General features: G+C 68.8%; 12 protein-coding genes. 7 read left to right on the top strand and 5 right to left on the bottom strand.

Annotated features, from left to right (window positions below; all coding sequences use genetic code 11):
* The first annotated feature begins 15 nt into the window (after window positions 1-15).
* From FQY64_RS07710 to FQY64_RS07700, 3 genes are all read left to right on the top strand, one after another.
* Entirely contained in the window at window positions 16-870 is an 855-nt protein-coding gene (locus tag FQY64_RS07710; protein WP_146473564.1) for a GNAT family N-acetyltransferase, read from the top strand.
* Complete coding sequence (locus FQY64_RS07705) at window positions 871-1,638, top strand: PIG-L deacetylase family protein (protein ID WP_146473562.1); 768 nt, start codon at window positions 871-873, stop codon at window positions 1,636-1,638.
* Between the two features lie 140 nt (window positions 1,639-1,778).
* Complete coding sequence (locus tag FQY64_RS07700; protein ID WP_146473560.1) at window positions 1,779-4,121, top strand: reprolysin-like metallopeptidase; 2,343 nt, start codon at window positions 1,779-1,781, stop codon at window positions 4,119-4,121.
* Window positions 4,122-4,187: 66 nt separating this feature from the next.
* On the opposite strand, the gene FQY64_RS07695 is transcribed toward FQY64_RS07700, so the two are convergent.
* Window positions 4,188-5,126: an electron transfer flavoprotein subunit alpha/FixB family protein gene (locus tag FQY64_RS07695; RefSeq protein WP_146473558.1), complete on the bottom strand. Its 939-nt coding sequence runs from the start codon at window positions 5,124-5,126 to the stop codon at window positions 4,188-4,190.
* Window positions 5,126-5,872: an electron transfer flavoprotein subunit beta/FixA family protein gene (locus FQY64_RS07690; protein ID WP_146473556.1), complete on the bottom strand. Its 747-nt coding sequence runs from the start codon at window positions 5,870-5,872 to the stop codon at window positions 5,126-5,128. The genes FQY64_RS07695 and FQY64_RS07690 overlap by 1 nt, the downstream gene beginning before the upstream one ends.
* A 118-nt stretch (window positions 5,873-5,990) precedes the next feature.
* On the opposite strand from FQY64_RS07690, the gene FQY64_RS07685 reads away from it, so the two are divergent.
* Complete coding sequence (locus tag FQY64_RS07685) at window positions 5,991-7,415, top strand: mannose-1-phosphate guanylyltransferase/mannose-6-phosphate isomerase (RefSeq protein ID WP_146473554.1); 1,425 nt, start codon at window positions 5,991-5,993, stop codon at window positions 7,413-7,415.
* A gap of 53 nt (window positions 7,416-7,468) precedes the next feature.
* On the opposite strand, the gene FQY64_RS07680 is transcribed toward FQY64_RS07685, so the two are convergent.
* The gene (locus FQY64_RS07680) at window positions 7,469-8,407 is read right to left on the bottom strand and encodes an ATP-grasp domain-containing protein (RefSeq protein ID WP_146473553.1); all 939 of its coding nucleotides are present in this window, start codon (window positions 8,405-8,407) and stop codon (window positions 7,469-7,471) included.
* Window positions 8,408-8,541: 134 nt separating this feature from the next.
* Between FQY64_RS07680 and FQY64_RS07675 the strand changes: the two genes are divergently transcribed.
* Both FQY64_RS07675 and FQY64_RS07670 read left to right on the top strand, forming a co-directional pair.
* On the top strand, window positions 8,542-9,273 hold the full coding sequence (locus tag FQY64_RS07675; protein ID WP_146473551.1) for a CoA transferase subunit A: 732 nt from the start codon (window positions 8,542-8,544) through the stop codon (window positions 9,271-9,273).
* Window positions 9,274-9,283: 10 nt separating this feature from the next.
* Window positions 9,284-9,913 carry a CoA transferase subunit B gene (locus FQY64_RS07670; protein WP_146473549.1) on the top strand — a complete coding sequence of 210 codons (630 nt, stop codon included), beginning with the start codon at window positions 9,284-9,286 and terminating at the stop codon, window positions 9,911-9,913.
* A 2-nt stretch (window positions 9,914-9,915) separates the two neighbouring features.
* Here the strand turns inward: FQY64_RS07670 and FQY64_RS07665 are convergent, their stop codons facing one another.
* Window positions 9,916-12,003, bottom strand: coding sequence for a glycoside hydrolase family 99-like domain-containing protein (locus tag FQY64_RS07665; protein WP_146473547.1), 2,088 nt, complete (start codon window positions 12,001-12,003; stop codon window positions 9,916-9,918).
* 3 nt (window positions 12,004-12,006) lie between these two features.
* Window positions 12,007-13,641: an electron transfer flavoprotein-ubiquinone oxidoreductase gene (locus FQY64_RS07660; RefSeq protein WP_146473545.1), complete on the bottom strand. Its 1,635-nt coding sequence runs from the start codon at window positions 13,639-13,641 to the stop codon at window positions 12,007-12,009.
* A gap of 65 nt (window positions 13,642-13,706) precedes the next feature.
* Between FQY64_RS07660 and FQY64_RS07655 the strand changes: the two genes are divergently transcribed.
* Entirely contained in the window at window positions 13,707-14,285 is a 579-nt protein-coding gene (locus FQY64_RS07655) for an alpha-ketoglutarate-dependent dioxygenase AlkB family protein (RefSeq protein WP_146473543.1), read from the top strand.
* Window positions 14,286-14,562 lie beyond the last annotated feature (277 nt).

The following is a 14,562-nucleotide window of genomic DNA, read 5'->3' as shown; positions in this document are numbered from 1 at the left end:
AGAGAGAGCGAGCGGATGGAATTCGAGCGCTGTGGTTGTTCAGAGCATGAGCTTTCCGAGTACGCGGGATTGTTCAGGGCATGCTTCCCGAAGGCTGGCAAACTTGCCGATCTCGCCTACCTGCGTTGGCTCTACACGGAGAACCCGGTCGGCTCGGTGATCGGCTTCAATGCACGCGTGGGCGGCCGGCTTGCGGCCCACTATGTGTGTGTGCCGATCTCGCTCGAGCTCGATGGTCAGCGCACGCGCGCGCTGCTGTCACTGAACACGGCCACGCACCCCGATTTCCAGGGGCGCGGATTGTTTACGCGTCTCGCCGAACTGACCTATCAGGCCGGTGCCGGGGAAGGCGCACGTCTGGTGTACGGCGTGGCGAACGCCAACAGCACCCCAGGTTTCGTCCGCAAGCTGGGCTTCCGTCTGATCGCACCGCTCCAGGCAAAGATAGGCGTAGGACCGCTAGGACGTTTCGACTGGGGACGCGTTTCGCGCGCGCGTTTCCGCCTGGCCTGGCCTGCGGAGGAATTGCAGTGGCGCTTGCGTAATCCCGCCAATCCGGTGCGGGCCCGGATCCAGGAGGACGGCAGCGTAGGCTATGCAGCCGCCACGGGGTGGCCGATGCTGCGGGCCTGGACACAAGCACCGCGGCCGGAGAGTGTGCCCGTGTCTGCTCGGGAAGGAGGGGGGGCACTTGCTCGCATGTGGCTGGGGTTGATGCCGGCCGGGGCTGGATCGTTCGGTCTGTACGCCGAATTGCCGCAGCGATTGCGGCTGTCGCCGCTGAACCTCATCGTGCGCGATCTCGCCGGCCCTCTCGAGCTTGCCGCCGACGAGGTCTTTTTCCAGTTTCTCGATTTCGATGCCTTCTGAATGGCTGGCCGGTTCCTGTTCCTCCTTGCGCATCCCGACGACGAGTTTGCATGCTCGATGCGCATCCGCGCGCTCGTCCGTGAGGGCGGCGAGGTGCACTGTGCCTATCTCACCGACGGCGGGTACGGTGGCCAGCCCGTTGAGCGGCGTCGCCACGAAAGCCTGCGTGTGCTGCGAAGGCTCGGAGTGCCGGCGGAGCGCGCGCACTTCATGGGCGAACAGCACGGGCTGCCGGACGGTGGACTGCACTCCCATCTCGACCGCGCATACAGTGCCTTGGAGGCATTGGTGGCGCGGATCGGTGCGCTCGACGGGCTTCATGTGCCGGCGTGGGAGGGGGGGCATCAGGACCACGACGCAGTGCATCTGCTGGGGGTGGCGCTGGCCGTACAGCACGGGTGGGCCGAAGCGTTGCGCCAGTTCCCGCTTTATCACGGTGCGGGCATGCCGGGGCCTTTTTTCCGGGTGCTGGCCCCGCTGGCGGAGAACGGGACCGTACGCTCGTACACCGCGCCTTGGCCGGAGCGGCTGCTCGCTATACGCCTGTGCCTCGCGTACGCCTCGCAATGGCGCACGTGGGTCGGACTGCTCCCCTTCTTCGCGTTGCACATGCTGCTTCGGGGGGCCTTTCCTGAACAGGCGGTGGACCCCCGGCGCGTCCGGTCGACGCCCCATGCGGGCCAGCCTCTCTACGAGCGTCGGGGGTTCCTCCCCTATGTCCGTTTCCGGGAGGCGGCGGACGCCTTCCTGGCAGCCCGCAATCTCTGAGCGCCGCTATCGGACGGTACCAGGCCTGCCTTCGCAAAACTTGACAACCGTAACATTGTGCGTTCCAAGGGGGCGAGGCATCATGGGGCGCATTGGGTGGGGAAGCCGGGAAGGGGTGCCCCGTCATCATCGGGGGAGTCATGAACAGAAGTTCCTTGGTCGTTGCCGCCGTTTTTTTGCTGGCGGTAGGCTGCTCGCAGGACCGGCAGCCGGATGGGATGGCGCAGGCCTATCGCGGACCTGGCAATCATGCTGCAGCCGCCGTGCCGAACGCAGTGGCGCGTGCTGCGATCCGGCAAGGTTTCGCGTCGCTCCCCGACCGGGGCGAACTGCTGAGCTACGACCGTTCTTTGGCCGTCACGACGCAGGGAGGCCAGACTTGGATTCCTGTGTGGCTGAGCGAGGCTCATGCGCTGCGCGCCATCGGCGACGGCGAGCTCCGGCTTGCAGCGCCCGATGGCACGCCCCTGCGGTTGCGCTACGAGAGGCATGTCGAGCACCCGGACGGCAACTGGACGTGGGTCGGCCGGGACGGTGCTGGCAACGATACGGTCCTGACCTTCGGTCCGGACGCCGTGTTCGGGGTGATCGGTCTGGCTGGTCGCCAAGCGTTGCAGGTCGTCACCGAGCGGGGTCGGACGTGGCTGGTCGAGACGGACCCCGCCCGCGCCGCCGAGCCGCATATGCGTACGCCCGACTATCTGGCCCCTCCCCAGTTGGCTCTGGCGGCGGTGGAGGGAAAATCCACCATTGCCGGCAATGCAGCGATACGTCCGGCGATGGCCGCGGCTGAGGCCAAGTCCGCTACCGCGACGGTGGATGTCGCCCTCGGCTATACGGCCGGATTTGCGGATGCACGAGGCGGCGATTCGCAGGCGGTCACCCGGCTCAACAACCTTGTGGAAATCACCAACGTCGCGTACGCGAACAGCCAGATCAACGCCCGGCTTCGTCTGGTGCGCACGGTTCGGGTGAACTATCCCGACGCAACTTCCAACAAGGAAGCGCTTGAGAAGATTACCGGGTATAGGTCGGGTTCCGGAACCATCCCGGTGGATCCCGCCTTCAATGAGCTTCGCGCGGCTCGCGAGCAGTATGGCGCGGATCTGGTTTCGCTGGTCCGTCAGTTCCGGACGCCCGAGAACGACGGTTGCGGCATCGCCTGGCTGCTTGGCAGCGGACAGTCCAGCATCACCCGCAGCAGCGCGCCGTTCGGTTACTCGGTCGTCTCCGACGGCTCCGACCGCGACGAGAGCGACGGCAAAACCTATTTCTGTCGCGACGAGACCCTTGCTCACGAGCTCGGTCACAACATGGGGCAGGCGCATAATCCCGAAGACAGCGAAAGCGCCGGCGCCCACAGTTACTCCTACGGCTACCGCGAAGAGTCGAGTTCGGGCTTCTACACGGTGATGGCGTATCGCCTGCCGAGCGGCAGCCAGTTCTCGATCCGCTACTTTGGCAATCCCAACGTTGCTTACCTTGGGCGGCCTACGGGAACGGCAAGCGCGGATAACGCCCGAAGCCTGCAACAGACGATTCCGCTCATCGCGACCTTCCGCGATACGGTCGTGCCCGGCACACCGCGAAAGGTCCCGCATGCCGACCTGAATGGCGACGGCAAGTCGGACATCGTCTGGCGAAACAGCACGCTCGAGTTGATGGCGCACTGGTGGCAGAACGGCCCGGTGCGTACGGCGGAGCGCGCCCATTCGGTCGCGTCGATCTATCGGATCGTTGGAAACGGTGATTTCGACGGCGACGGGCGCAGCGACATCCTGTGGACCAACAATACGAACAACTACCTGTGGATCTGGCGCAGTCGCGGCGACGGCACCTACGAAGTCCAGCATGTCGGGAGCTATGGGCCGAACCGGCTCGTCGCCGGAGTGACCGATCTCAATGGCGATGGCCGCGCTGACATCGTATGGAGGCATGCGGATCTCGGCGAGATGTCGTATTGGCTGATGAACGGGCCGATTCGAACCGAGATGCCGACTCGTGCAGTCGTTGCAACGCAGCGGGTGGTGGGCACTGGCGATTTCAATGGCGACGGCCGCGCCGACCTTTTGTGGGCTAACACCACCAATACGTTCTTGTGGATGTGGATGACTCGTGCGGACGGTGGTTTCGACATCCTGGAGGTGGGAGGGCTGCCGTCCGGCTGGTACGTTGCCGGGGTAGTGGACCTCAATGGCGACAGCAAGGCGGACATCATCTTCCGCAATGAGGCGCGCGAAGTGATCTCACACTGGTGGATGGAGGGCACACGCCTGATCGCCGAGCGTACGCACGGTGTGTCGGCAATCTACCGGATCGTCGGCACCGGGGACTTCGACGGCGACGGCCGCGGTGATCTGTTGTGGACCAATAGCGACCGGAACGATCTGATCTGGATCTGGCGAAGCGTGGGCGACGGCAACTATCAGATCCAGTTCGTCGACGGATATCCGCCCGGCTGGGAGATGATGAACCGGTTTTGAGGTGCGCCTCTTGGAGGCAACAAGGCCCGGGCAATGCCCGGGCCTTTTACATTCGCGTTGCTCAGTTCAAAGTTGGGACTGAAGCTCCGGCAGGATCTGGAACAGATCCCCTGTCAGCCCGATATCCGCGATCTCGAAGATCGGCGCATCCGGGTCCTTGTTGATCGCCACGATCGTGCCGGCGTCCTTGATGCCGGTGAGGTGCTGGATCGCGCCGGAGATGCCGACGGCGATGTACAGCTCGGGGGCGATGATCTTGCCGGTCTGGCCGACTTGCAGTTCGTTCGGCACGTAGCCGGCGTCGACCGCGGCGCGGGAGGCGCCGACCGCGGCGCCGAGCTTGTCGGCGAGGTCGAAGATGATCCTGAAGTTCTCCGCCGAGCCGACGCCGCGGCCGCCGGAGACCACGCGCTTCGCGCTCTGCAGGTCGGGGCGGTCGCTGCTGCCGGCGGCGAGGCCGACGAAACGGGTGTGGGTGGGCAGCGCCGCATCGACGCTCACCGGTTCCACCGCTGCGCTGCCGCCGCGCGCGGCTTCCGGCCACGAGGCGGTGCGCACGGTGGCGACCACGGTGCGGTCGGCCGGCGCCTGCACGGTGATGATCGCGTTGCCGGCGTAGATCGGACGCTTGAACGTGTGCGGGCCGTCGACCGCCATCACGTCGGACACCTGCGCCACGCCGAGCAGCGCGGCCACGCACGGCATGAGGTCCTTGCCGAAGGTGGTCGAGGGGCCGAACACGTGGCTGTAGTCGGCGGCCAGCTTGGCAATCTGCGGCGCCAGCACCTGCGCGATCGCATGCTGGTTGGCCGGGTTGGCGACCGCGAGCACGCGGCGGATGCCCGCGATCTGCGCGGCCTCGGCGGCGACGCCGTCCGGATCGGCCGCCAGCACCACGATGTCGATCGCCTCGGGCGACAGCGCCTGCGCGGCGGACACGCACTTGGCGGTGGCGGCGTTGAGCTTGCCGTCGAGATGTTCGGCAACGACGAGAACCTTGGCCATCACAGCAACCCCTTCTGCTTGAGCGCGGCGACCAGTTCGGCCGCGTCCTTCACCATGATCCCGCGGCTGCGCTTGGGCGGCGGGGCGTAGTGGGTGGTCTGCAGCAGATCGCCGGAGTCCACGCCGAGCTCGGCGAACTGCATGGTTTCGAGCGGCTTGCTCTTGGCTTTCATGATGTCCGGCAGCTTGATGAAGCGCGGCTCGTTCAGGCGCAGGTCGGTGGTGACCACGGCCGGCAGGTCCACCTCGAGCGTCTCCAGACCCGCGTCCACTTCGCGCGTCACCGTCGCCTTGCCGTCGGCGATCTCGAGCTTGGAGGCGAACGTCGCCTGCGGACGGCCCCACAGGGTGGCGAGCATCTGGCCGGTCTGGTTGCAGTCGTCGTCGATCGCCTGCTTGCCGAGGATGACCAGGTCCGGCTGTTCCTTCTCGATCAGCTTCAGCAGCGCGCGCGCGGCGGTCAGCGGCTGCACCGGCTGGTCGGCGACCACGTGGATGGCGCGGTTGGCGCCCATGGCAAGGCCGTTGCGCAGGTGGGCCTGGGCGTCGGCTGGGGCGATGGTGGCGACCACGACTTCGGTCGCGATGCCCTTGTCGCGCAGGCGCAGCGCCTCTTCCAGCGCGATTTCGTCGAACGGATTCGGCGACAGCTTGACGCCGTCGGTGATCACGCCGGAGCCGTCCGGCTTGACCTGGATGCGGACGTTGTAGTCCACCACGCGCTTGTAGCCGACGAGGATCTTCATCGTGCGGGGTTCCTGTGGGGGAGGCCGCCGGGCGGCTGGAACCGGACATTCTAGCGAAGCGCGGTGAGCCCGGGCGGGTGGGCTATCCTTCGCCGGATTCCCCCACGAGACGCCCCGCATGCTGCATCCGGTGGTCCTCAGCGGCGGCAGCGGCACCCGGCTGTGGCCGCTGTCGCGCCAGAACCAGCCCAAGCAGTTCCTGGCCCTGATGGGCGACCGCTCGCTGTTCCAGGAGACCGTGCTGCGCGCCGCGGCGCTGCCGGAGGCCGCCGCGCCGGTGACGGTGTGCAGCGACGAGCACCGGTTCATGGTCGGCGAGCAGTTGCAGACGGTGGGCGTGGCCAGCGGCGGCATCCTGCTCGAACCGGCGCCGCGCAGCACGGCACCGGCGATCGCGCTGGCGGCCTTCCACGCGCTGACAGGCGATGCGGACGCCACCCTGCTGGTGCTGCCGGCCGACCACCTGATCGCCGACGAGGCCGCGTTCCGCAGCGCCGTCGGCGCCGCGCGCCGGTTGGCCGCCGACGGCTGGCTGGTGGCGTTCGGCATCACGCCCGACTACCCGGAAACCGGCTACGGCTACATCCGCAGCGGCGAGCCGCTGGGCGCGGACGGCTTCCGCATCGCCCGGTTCGTCGAAAAGCCCGATCTCGCCACCGCGGAGCGCTACCTTGCCGAGGGCGGCTACGCGTGGAACTCGGGCATGTTCCTGTTCCGTGCCGACGCCTACCTCGCCGAGCTCGGCCGTCATGCGCCGGCGATGCGCGAGGCCGCCGAGCGTGCGTACCGCAACGCGCGCCGCGACCTCGATTTCACCCGCATCGACGCCGAGGCGTTCGCGGCCAGCCCCAGCGATTCGATCGACTACGCGGTGATGGAGAAGACCGACCGCGCCGCGGTGGTGCCGGTGAGCTGCGGCTGGAGCGACATCGGTTCGTGGTCGTCGCTGTGGTCGGTGGCCGAGCGCGACGCCAGCGGCAACCGTTCGGAGGGCGACGTGATCGCGGTGGACACCCGCGACAGCCTGATCCGCGCGTCCGACGGGCGCCTGATCGCCACGCTCGGGGTCGAGGAGCTGGTGATCGTCGACACCGCCGACGCCACGCTGGTCGCGCGCAAGGAGCGCGTGCAGGACGTGAAGAAAGTGGTGGATCTGCTGAAGAACGCCGGCCGCACCGAGCATCTGGTCCATCGCAAGGTGTACCGGCCGTGGGGCAGCTACGACTCGATCGCGGTGGGCGAGCGCTTCCAGGTGAAGCGCATCGTGGTGAAGCCGGGGGCGGCGCTGAGCCTGCAACGGCACCGGCATCGCGCCGAGCACTGGGTGGTGGTCTCCGGCGTTGCCGAGGTGACATGCGACGAGCGCGTGTTCGAGCTGCGCGAGAACCAGAGCACCTACATCCCGCAGGGCAGCCTGCACCGCCTGCGCAATCGCACGGACGCGCCGGTGGAGCTGATCGAGGTGCAGTCCGGCGGCTATCTGGGCGAGGACGACATCGAGCGGCTGGAGGACGTGTACGGCCGCGCCGAACGGCCGGCGTAGGCGACCACGCCCGCGCGGCGCGTCGTTGCGCATCGCGAACGCGCGCGAAGAGGCTAGTGGCCCGAGGGCGCGCGCCGCACGTCCGCTGCCGTTTCGAGCAGCTTGCGCAGCGCCGCCGCGAAACGTTCCGCGCTGCCGGCCGCATGCGCCAGGAACAGCGCGGGTTCGCACAGTTCCAGCTCGAGCAGGTACGGCTGCCCGTCCGCACCGCGCAGCAGATCGACCCGGGCGTAGGCGAGCGGCCCGCCGAGCGCCGGGTGCGCCGCCACGATCGCGAGCACGCGTTCGGCCAGCGCGCGTTCTTCGGCCGCAGGCTCGGTGGGGCGGATCACCTCCGGGGCGCTGGCGTGCGAGCGCGCGCTCCCATCGGGCGTGAGCAGCGCCGCCTTGCGGATCGCATGGCTGTAGCCGTCGGCGAAGTGCAGCAGTGCGGTTTCGCCGTGCTCGTCCACGGCCGCGAGATACGGCTGCAGCATCGCGCTGCGGCCGGCGCCGGTGAGGCGGCGCACGTGGCCGGCGATCGCCTCGACGTTCGCCCGCGCGTGGCGCTGCGTGTCGCGCGAGCCGGCGCTGACCGCCGGCTTGACCACCAGCTCGGCGGCCTCGCCGAACGCGTCCAGGCAGGTCGCGACCGCGGCGTCCACGTCCTCGCCGGGTTCGACGAAGCGCGTGGGCACCACCGGCACGCCGCGCGCGGCGAGATCGGCGAGGTAGTGCTTGTCGGTGTTCCAGCGCACCACCTGGATCGGGTTGAGCAGCCGGCTCGCGCGGTCCACGCGCGCGCACCACGCCAGGAACTCGGGCAGGCGGTCCATGTAGTTCCAGGGCGAGCGCAGCACGACGGCATCGAAGCGCGCCCAGGAAACGCTCGGATCGTCCCAGGCGAGCACGTCGGGGTGCAGGCCGGCGGCGGTGCAGGCGGGAACCAGCAGATCGAGATCGGCATCCTGCGCGCGCGAGCCGATGGCGGTGACCAGAGCGATGCGGGGCATGACCGGCAGTCTACCGGGCCCCGGCCGTCCGGCGGCGCACGGTGCAGGCCCGCGCCCTTGCCCGAAAGACCGAGGCGGCCGGTGCGCGGCGCGGGCTAAACTTGCGGCCTCTCCCGGTTCTGCGGAGCTTCCCCATGGTTGAAGCCACGGCCGCCGCAGGCGGCAAGCGAAGCAAGCTCTATCCCGATGCCGCCACCGCGCTGCGCGATCTCGTGCGCGACGGCCAGACGCTCGCCGTCGGCGGCTTCGGCCTGTGCGGCATTCCCGAGGCGCTGATCGCCGCGCTGCGCGATTCCGGCGTGCGCGATCTGACGGTGATCTCCAACAACGCCGGCGTCGACGGCTTCGGCCTCGGCCTGCTGCTGGAGACGCGGCAGATCCGCAAGATGATTTCGTCGTACGTCGGCGAGAACAAGGAGTTCGAGCGTCAGTTCCTGTCCGGCGAGCTGGAGCTGGAATTCAACCCGCAGGGTACGCTGGCCGAGCGCCTGCGCGCCGGCGGCGCCGGTATCCCGGCCTTCTACACCCGCACCGGCTACGGCACGGTGGTGGCCGAGGGCAAGGAGACGCGTCAGTTCGGCGAGCACTGGTACGTGCTTGAAACCGCGCTGCACGCCGACGTCTCGCTGGTGAAGGCGTGGAAGGCCGACAAGGCCGGCAACCTGGTGTTCCGCAAGACCGCGCGCAACTTCAATCCGGCCTGCGCGATGGCGGGCAAGGTGTGCGTCGCCGAAGTCGAGCACCTGGTGGAGATCGGCGAGATCGATCCCGACCACGTCCATCTGCCGGGCATCTACGTCGACCGCATCGTCGTCAACCCGAATCCCGAAAAGCGCATCGAACAGCGCACCGTGCGCGCCGCGTAAGGAGTCCGCAATGCCCTGGAATCGCGATCAGATGGCGCAGCGCGCCGCGCAGGAACTGGCCGACGGCATGTACGTCAACCTCGGCATCGGCCTGCCGACGCTGGTGGCCAACTTCATCCCCGACGGCGTGGACGTCTGGCTGCAGAGCGAGAACGGCCTGCTCGGCATCGGCCCGTTCCCGACCGAGGCCGAGGTCGACGCCGACCTCATCAACGCCGGCAAGCAGACCGTCACCGCGCGCCCCGGCGCCAGTTACTTCGGCAGCCACGACAGCTTCGCGATGATCCGCGGCGGCCACATCGACCTCGCCATCCTCGGCGCCATGCAGGTGACCGACAAGGGCGACCTCGCCAACTGGATGGTGCCCGGCAAGATGGTGAAGGGCATGGGCGGGGCGATGGACCTGGTCGCCGGCGTCAAGCGCGTCGTCGTGCTGATGGAGCACGTGGCCAAGAACGGCGAGCACAAGATCGTCCCGGAATGCACCCTGCCGCTGACCGGCGTGAAGGTGGTGGACCGCATCATCACCGACCTGGCCGTGATGGACGTCACGCCCGACGGCTTGCGGGTGGTCGAGCTGGCGCCGGGGGTGTCCCGCGAGGAGCTGAAGACGAAGACGGGTGTCCCGTTGGCGAATTGAGGTTAGCTGCGGTCGGCGTAGGGGTAGCGGCGTGGCTCCATAGGTGCGCGATCCCCACAGGCCACCGCGACGTCGTCCAGGCGAAATCCGGCAACAGGGATGGCCTTGCCGATCAGCCGCTCGATGGCATGAGCCAACGTGCCGTCGACCTGGCCGCGCTCGGGCTCGAACAGCCAGTCGTCGAGATTGGAATCGAGCAGCGGTCGCAGCGCCTCGAGGCGTATCCAGAACATGCTGCCGGCAGCGAAGCGTTCCTGCTCGGGGCGCGGCGCTGGCAGGCCAAGTCGCGCGCAGAGCGCTTCCACGTTCGATCGGTTGGCGCCCCAGAAGTAGCTCAGTGGCTGCAAGTGGCCTTCCGGAGCCACCAGACCAAGATCGGGCTGGCTACGGAAAGCATCGAGGACGCGGAGCACGCGCGTGGGGCTGGTGAGCGCGTCCACCATCTCCCTGCGCCACTGGCCACCGTCACCCCGGTGGAGGGAGCGCTTGGTGTGCAGCTTGAGGATCAGCGGTTCGCCCTCGTCCGCCAGGCGCGTCGCCACCCGCAGGAACGGCAGGATGTCGCGGCCGCGGTTCTCGAAGACGCAGACTTCGGCGCTTGGCCAGAGGCGTTGCAGGCAGGCGCGGACCTCGCGCTCGACTTCGGGCGCGGTGGTCACGATCAGCCGCCAGGCGATGCCGGCGCGATGCAGGGCCTCGAGAATCTCCTCGAGCACGTCCGGATACCACGCGTGCACCACGGCGCAGGGAGGGCGGTCGGGCGCGTCGGTGTGCGGCGTGCAGGCCCGCGTGAGCGCGTCGCGCGTGGCCTGCAGCCAGGCGTATCCGAGGCGCGCATCGGGCTCGAGCACGGCGCCTTCCGCCCATTCGTTCCAGGCATTGATGAAGACCAGACGCCTGGAGGGCGACCGGTCGCCCAGCCTGTGGCTGACGGTGTCCTGCAGCCAGTCGCGATAGCCGCGCGGTGAGGCATGCAGGTAGACGCGGCCGGCGCCCGGCCGCCGCGGCTCGTTGTCCCAGCCGCAGTTGACACCCGGAAACAGGTGCGCCGGCGCCGGGCCGCGCTCGCGGTATTCGCGCGCCAGCTCGCGCCAGTCGAGCACCTGACCGCGGTAATCCGGGTTGATCAGGATCTGTTCGCCGCCGATCTCGCGCGGCGTGGACATGTTGGGCGGAAATTCCACCGCCGAGTCGAACCCGATCGCGGCCGGATCCGGCCGCTCGAACGCCTGTGCATAGGCGAGATGGATTTCGCCGATGCCGTTCTCGCGGCACCACGTGCGCCAACGCTCGGCGGCGGCGCGCGCGTCGGGCAGCAGACCCGGCCGATAGACGAGCAGCAGCGGCCGGCCTTCGACCCGCAGGTAACGTGGATCGCGAAGATAGTCCGCGACGTGGGCGATGAAGGCGAGGTCGTCCTCGGCCGAGTGGCGCTGGTCGATCAGCACGTCGTTCGGACGGCCGTCCCAGCGGCGCGACCACGGCTCGTTCGCCCAACACAGGCAGTAGGGGAAATCGATGGCGGGATCGGACCGCCACTGCCGCAGCGGCTGCTCAAGCAGCGTGGTGCCGCCGAACCAGTAGAAATAGAAGCAGAACGCGCCGATGCCGTACTCGCGGGCGAGCGCGGCCTGCTCGCGCATCACCTGCGGATTGCGCAGATCGTAGTAGCCGAGCGCGCCGGGCAGACGGGGTTGCGCGTGGCCTTCGAACTGGGGCAGCGCGCGGGTGACGTTGTGCCATTCGGTGAAGCCTTTGCCCCACCAGCGGTCGTTCTCGGGGATGGGGTGGAACTGCGGCAGGTAGAACGCGACCAGCGTCGCGGGCAGCGGATGGGGAAGCGGCTCGGAGCGGTATTCGACGTAGCCGATCGCGCGCTGGTCGGCCCGCACCAGCGGACGCTGCGGGCGTGGGCCGCCGGTGATCAGCGTGCGTCCGCGTTGCGGGTCGGGCAGCAGGCCGGGATAGCGGGCGAGAAACGCCTGCCGCCACCGGTCGCGCGTGGCCGCGGGCATCGGCATCGCGCGGAAGAGCAGCCGCAAGGTGCGGAACAACGCGCCCCGGACATGCGATCGCACTGGCGACGCCATCGCTCAGAGGTTCTGGTAGTTCGGCCCCGAACCGCCTTCCGGCGTGACCCAGTGGATGATCTCGTACGGGTCCTTGATGTCGCAGGTCTTGCAGTGGACGCAGTTGGCGGCGTTGATCTGCAGGCGCTTGCCGGTGCCCTCGGATGAGGGGTCGTCGACGATCTCGTAGACGCCGGCGGGGCAGAAACGGGTGCAGGGGTTGGCGTATTCCTCGGCGCAGCGGGTGACGCAGATCGAGGTGTCGACCACCTTCAGGTGCACCGGTTGGTCTTCGTCGTGCTCGGTGGCGGCGAAGTAGACGCCGGCCAGGCGGTCGCGCGGCGGCAGGCTGCGGTCGACGTAGTCGCGCCTGGGCGATTCGTATTCGCCGATCTTCTCGAGCGAGGACCAGTCGGGCGTGTTGCGCAAGGTCCATGGCGACGCGCCGCCGGTGACCGTCTCCCAGGCGGCGTTGAACATGCCGAACCAGAAGCCGCGCTTGAAGCCGGGCTTGATGTTGCGGACCCTGCGCAGCTCGGCCATCGCCTCGGACGCGCGCAGCTTCGCGTCCCAGCCCTGCGGCGAGAGGGTCTCGGCGAGGTGTTCGGCGGCCAGCATGCCGGAGCGCATCGCCTGGTGGGTGCCCTTGATCTTCGGCACGTTGAGCAGGCCGGCGGTGTCGCCGATCAGCAGCGCGCCGGGCATCTCCACCTTCGGCAGCGACTGCCAGCCGCCGGTGACGATCGCGCGCGCGCCGGCCGACAGGATGCTGCCGCCTTCCAGCAGCGGCTTCACCATCGGGTGGTTCTTCCACTGCTGGAACGCTTCCCACGGCTGGTAGCGCGGGTCCTTGTAGTCGAGCCCGGAGACGTAGCCGAGCGCGATGCGGCCCTTGTCCAGGTGGTAGAGGAAGCTGCCGCCGTAGGTGCGGTTGTCGGCCGGCCAGCCGACCGTGTGCACGATCCGGCCCGGCGTGACCAGCTCTTCCGGGACCTGCCAGAGCTCCTTGATGCCGATCGAATAGGTCTGCGGATCGCTGTCGGCATCGAGTCGGAACTGCTTGATCAGGCGCTTGGTCAGGTGCCCGCGTGCGCCCTCGGCGAGCACGGTGACCTTGGCGCGGATGTCGATGCCGGCGGTATAGGTCGGTTTGTGCGAGCCGTCCTTCGCCACCCCCATGTCGCCGATGCGCACGCCGACCACCGCGCCGCTGTCGTCGTGCAGCGTCTCGGCGGCGGCGAAGCCGGGGTAGATCTCCACGCCCAGCGCCTCGGCCTGCGGCGCCAGCCACGCGCACATCGCGCCGAGGCTGACGATGAAGTTGCCGTGGTTGTTCATCGTTGGCGGCAGCGGCAGCTTGCGGCCGCCGGTCTTGCTGAGGAGCCAGAACTCGTCGTCCTTGGCCGGAACGCAGATCGGCGGCGGGTTGTCGCGCCAGTTCGGCAGCAGCGTGTCCAGCGGACCGGGTTCGATCACCGCGCCGGACAGGATGTGCGCGCCGATGGTGGAGGCCTTCTCGATCACGCACACCGACAGCTCGGGCTTGAGCTGCTTGAGCCGGATCGCGAACGCGAGGCCCGCGGGCCCGGCGCCGACGGTGACGACGTCGTACTCCATCACGTCGCGTTCGATGGCGTCGCTGGCGCTGGGCTGGCTCATGGGGGCTCCGTGCAAACGGTCGTTCGGCGCGGAATTGTCGCAAATCGCCGTGCTAGCGTGCGCCGATGGCGCGGATCGAGCTGCCCGACGCGGACCTGGACTACCGGCCCGGCTGGCTGGGCGTGGCGGCGGCGGCGCGTCTGTTCGCGACGTTGCGCGACGCCGTGCCGTGGGAGGTGCATCGCATCCGCCTGTTCGGCCGCGAGCACGCCTCGCCGCGCCTGAGCTGCTGGATCGGCGACCCTGCCGCGGTGTACCGCTACTCCGGCACCCGCTTCGCGCCGCATCCGTGGCTGCCCGACCTGGCCGCGCTGCGCGAGCGCCTGTGCGCCGAGCTGGGCGCGCCGTTCAACAGCGTGCTGGCCAACCTGTACCGCGACGGCCGCGATGCGATGGGCTGGCACAGCGACGACGAGCCGGAACTGGGGCCGGCGCCGGTAATCGTGTCGGTGAGTCTCGGCACGCCGCGCCGGTTCGTGCTGAAGCACCGGCGCGACCCGGCGCTGCGGTATGCGCTGGTGCTGGAGCCCGGCAGCCTGCTGGTGATGGCCGGCGCGACGCAGCGGCATTGGAAGCACGCGCTGCCGCGCACGGCGAAGCCGGTGGGGGCGCGGATCAATCTGACGTTCCGGCAGGTGGGCTGAGGGGCGGGCGAGCGGCGCAACCCGGTCGTTGCAGGAGCGGCGTCAGCCGCGTCCCCGCCCAGCCCGCCGGCGGCGATGCGAATGCCTCAGCCCAACCCGGGTGCGGGCTTCGCCCTTGCCCCGGGCTATGGCGCAACTCCGCGTTTCCGATCGCGGCTGAAGCCGCTTGTGTCTTTCGATCCCGCTAGATTTCCAAGGTGAGAGCGGAGTGCGGCAGGTCGCTAAGCCGCGGTGCCGCGAGCACGAGCAGGAGCATGGACCGCCGCACTCCGTGCTC

Source organism: Vulcaniibacterium thermophilum (assembly GCF_007923255.1).
Classification (GTDB): Bacteria; Pseudomonadota; Gammaproteobacteria; order Xanthomonadales; family Xanthomonadaceae; genus Lysobacter_F; species Lysobacter_F thermophilum.
Note: the sequence above shows the minus strand (reverse complement) of the source record. Positions and strands in the feature narration are given on the sequence as shown.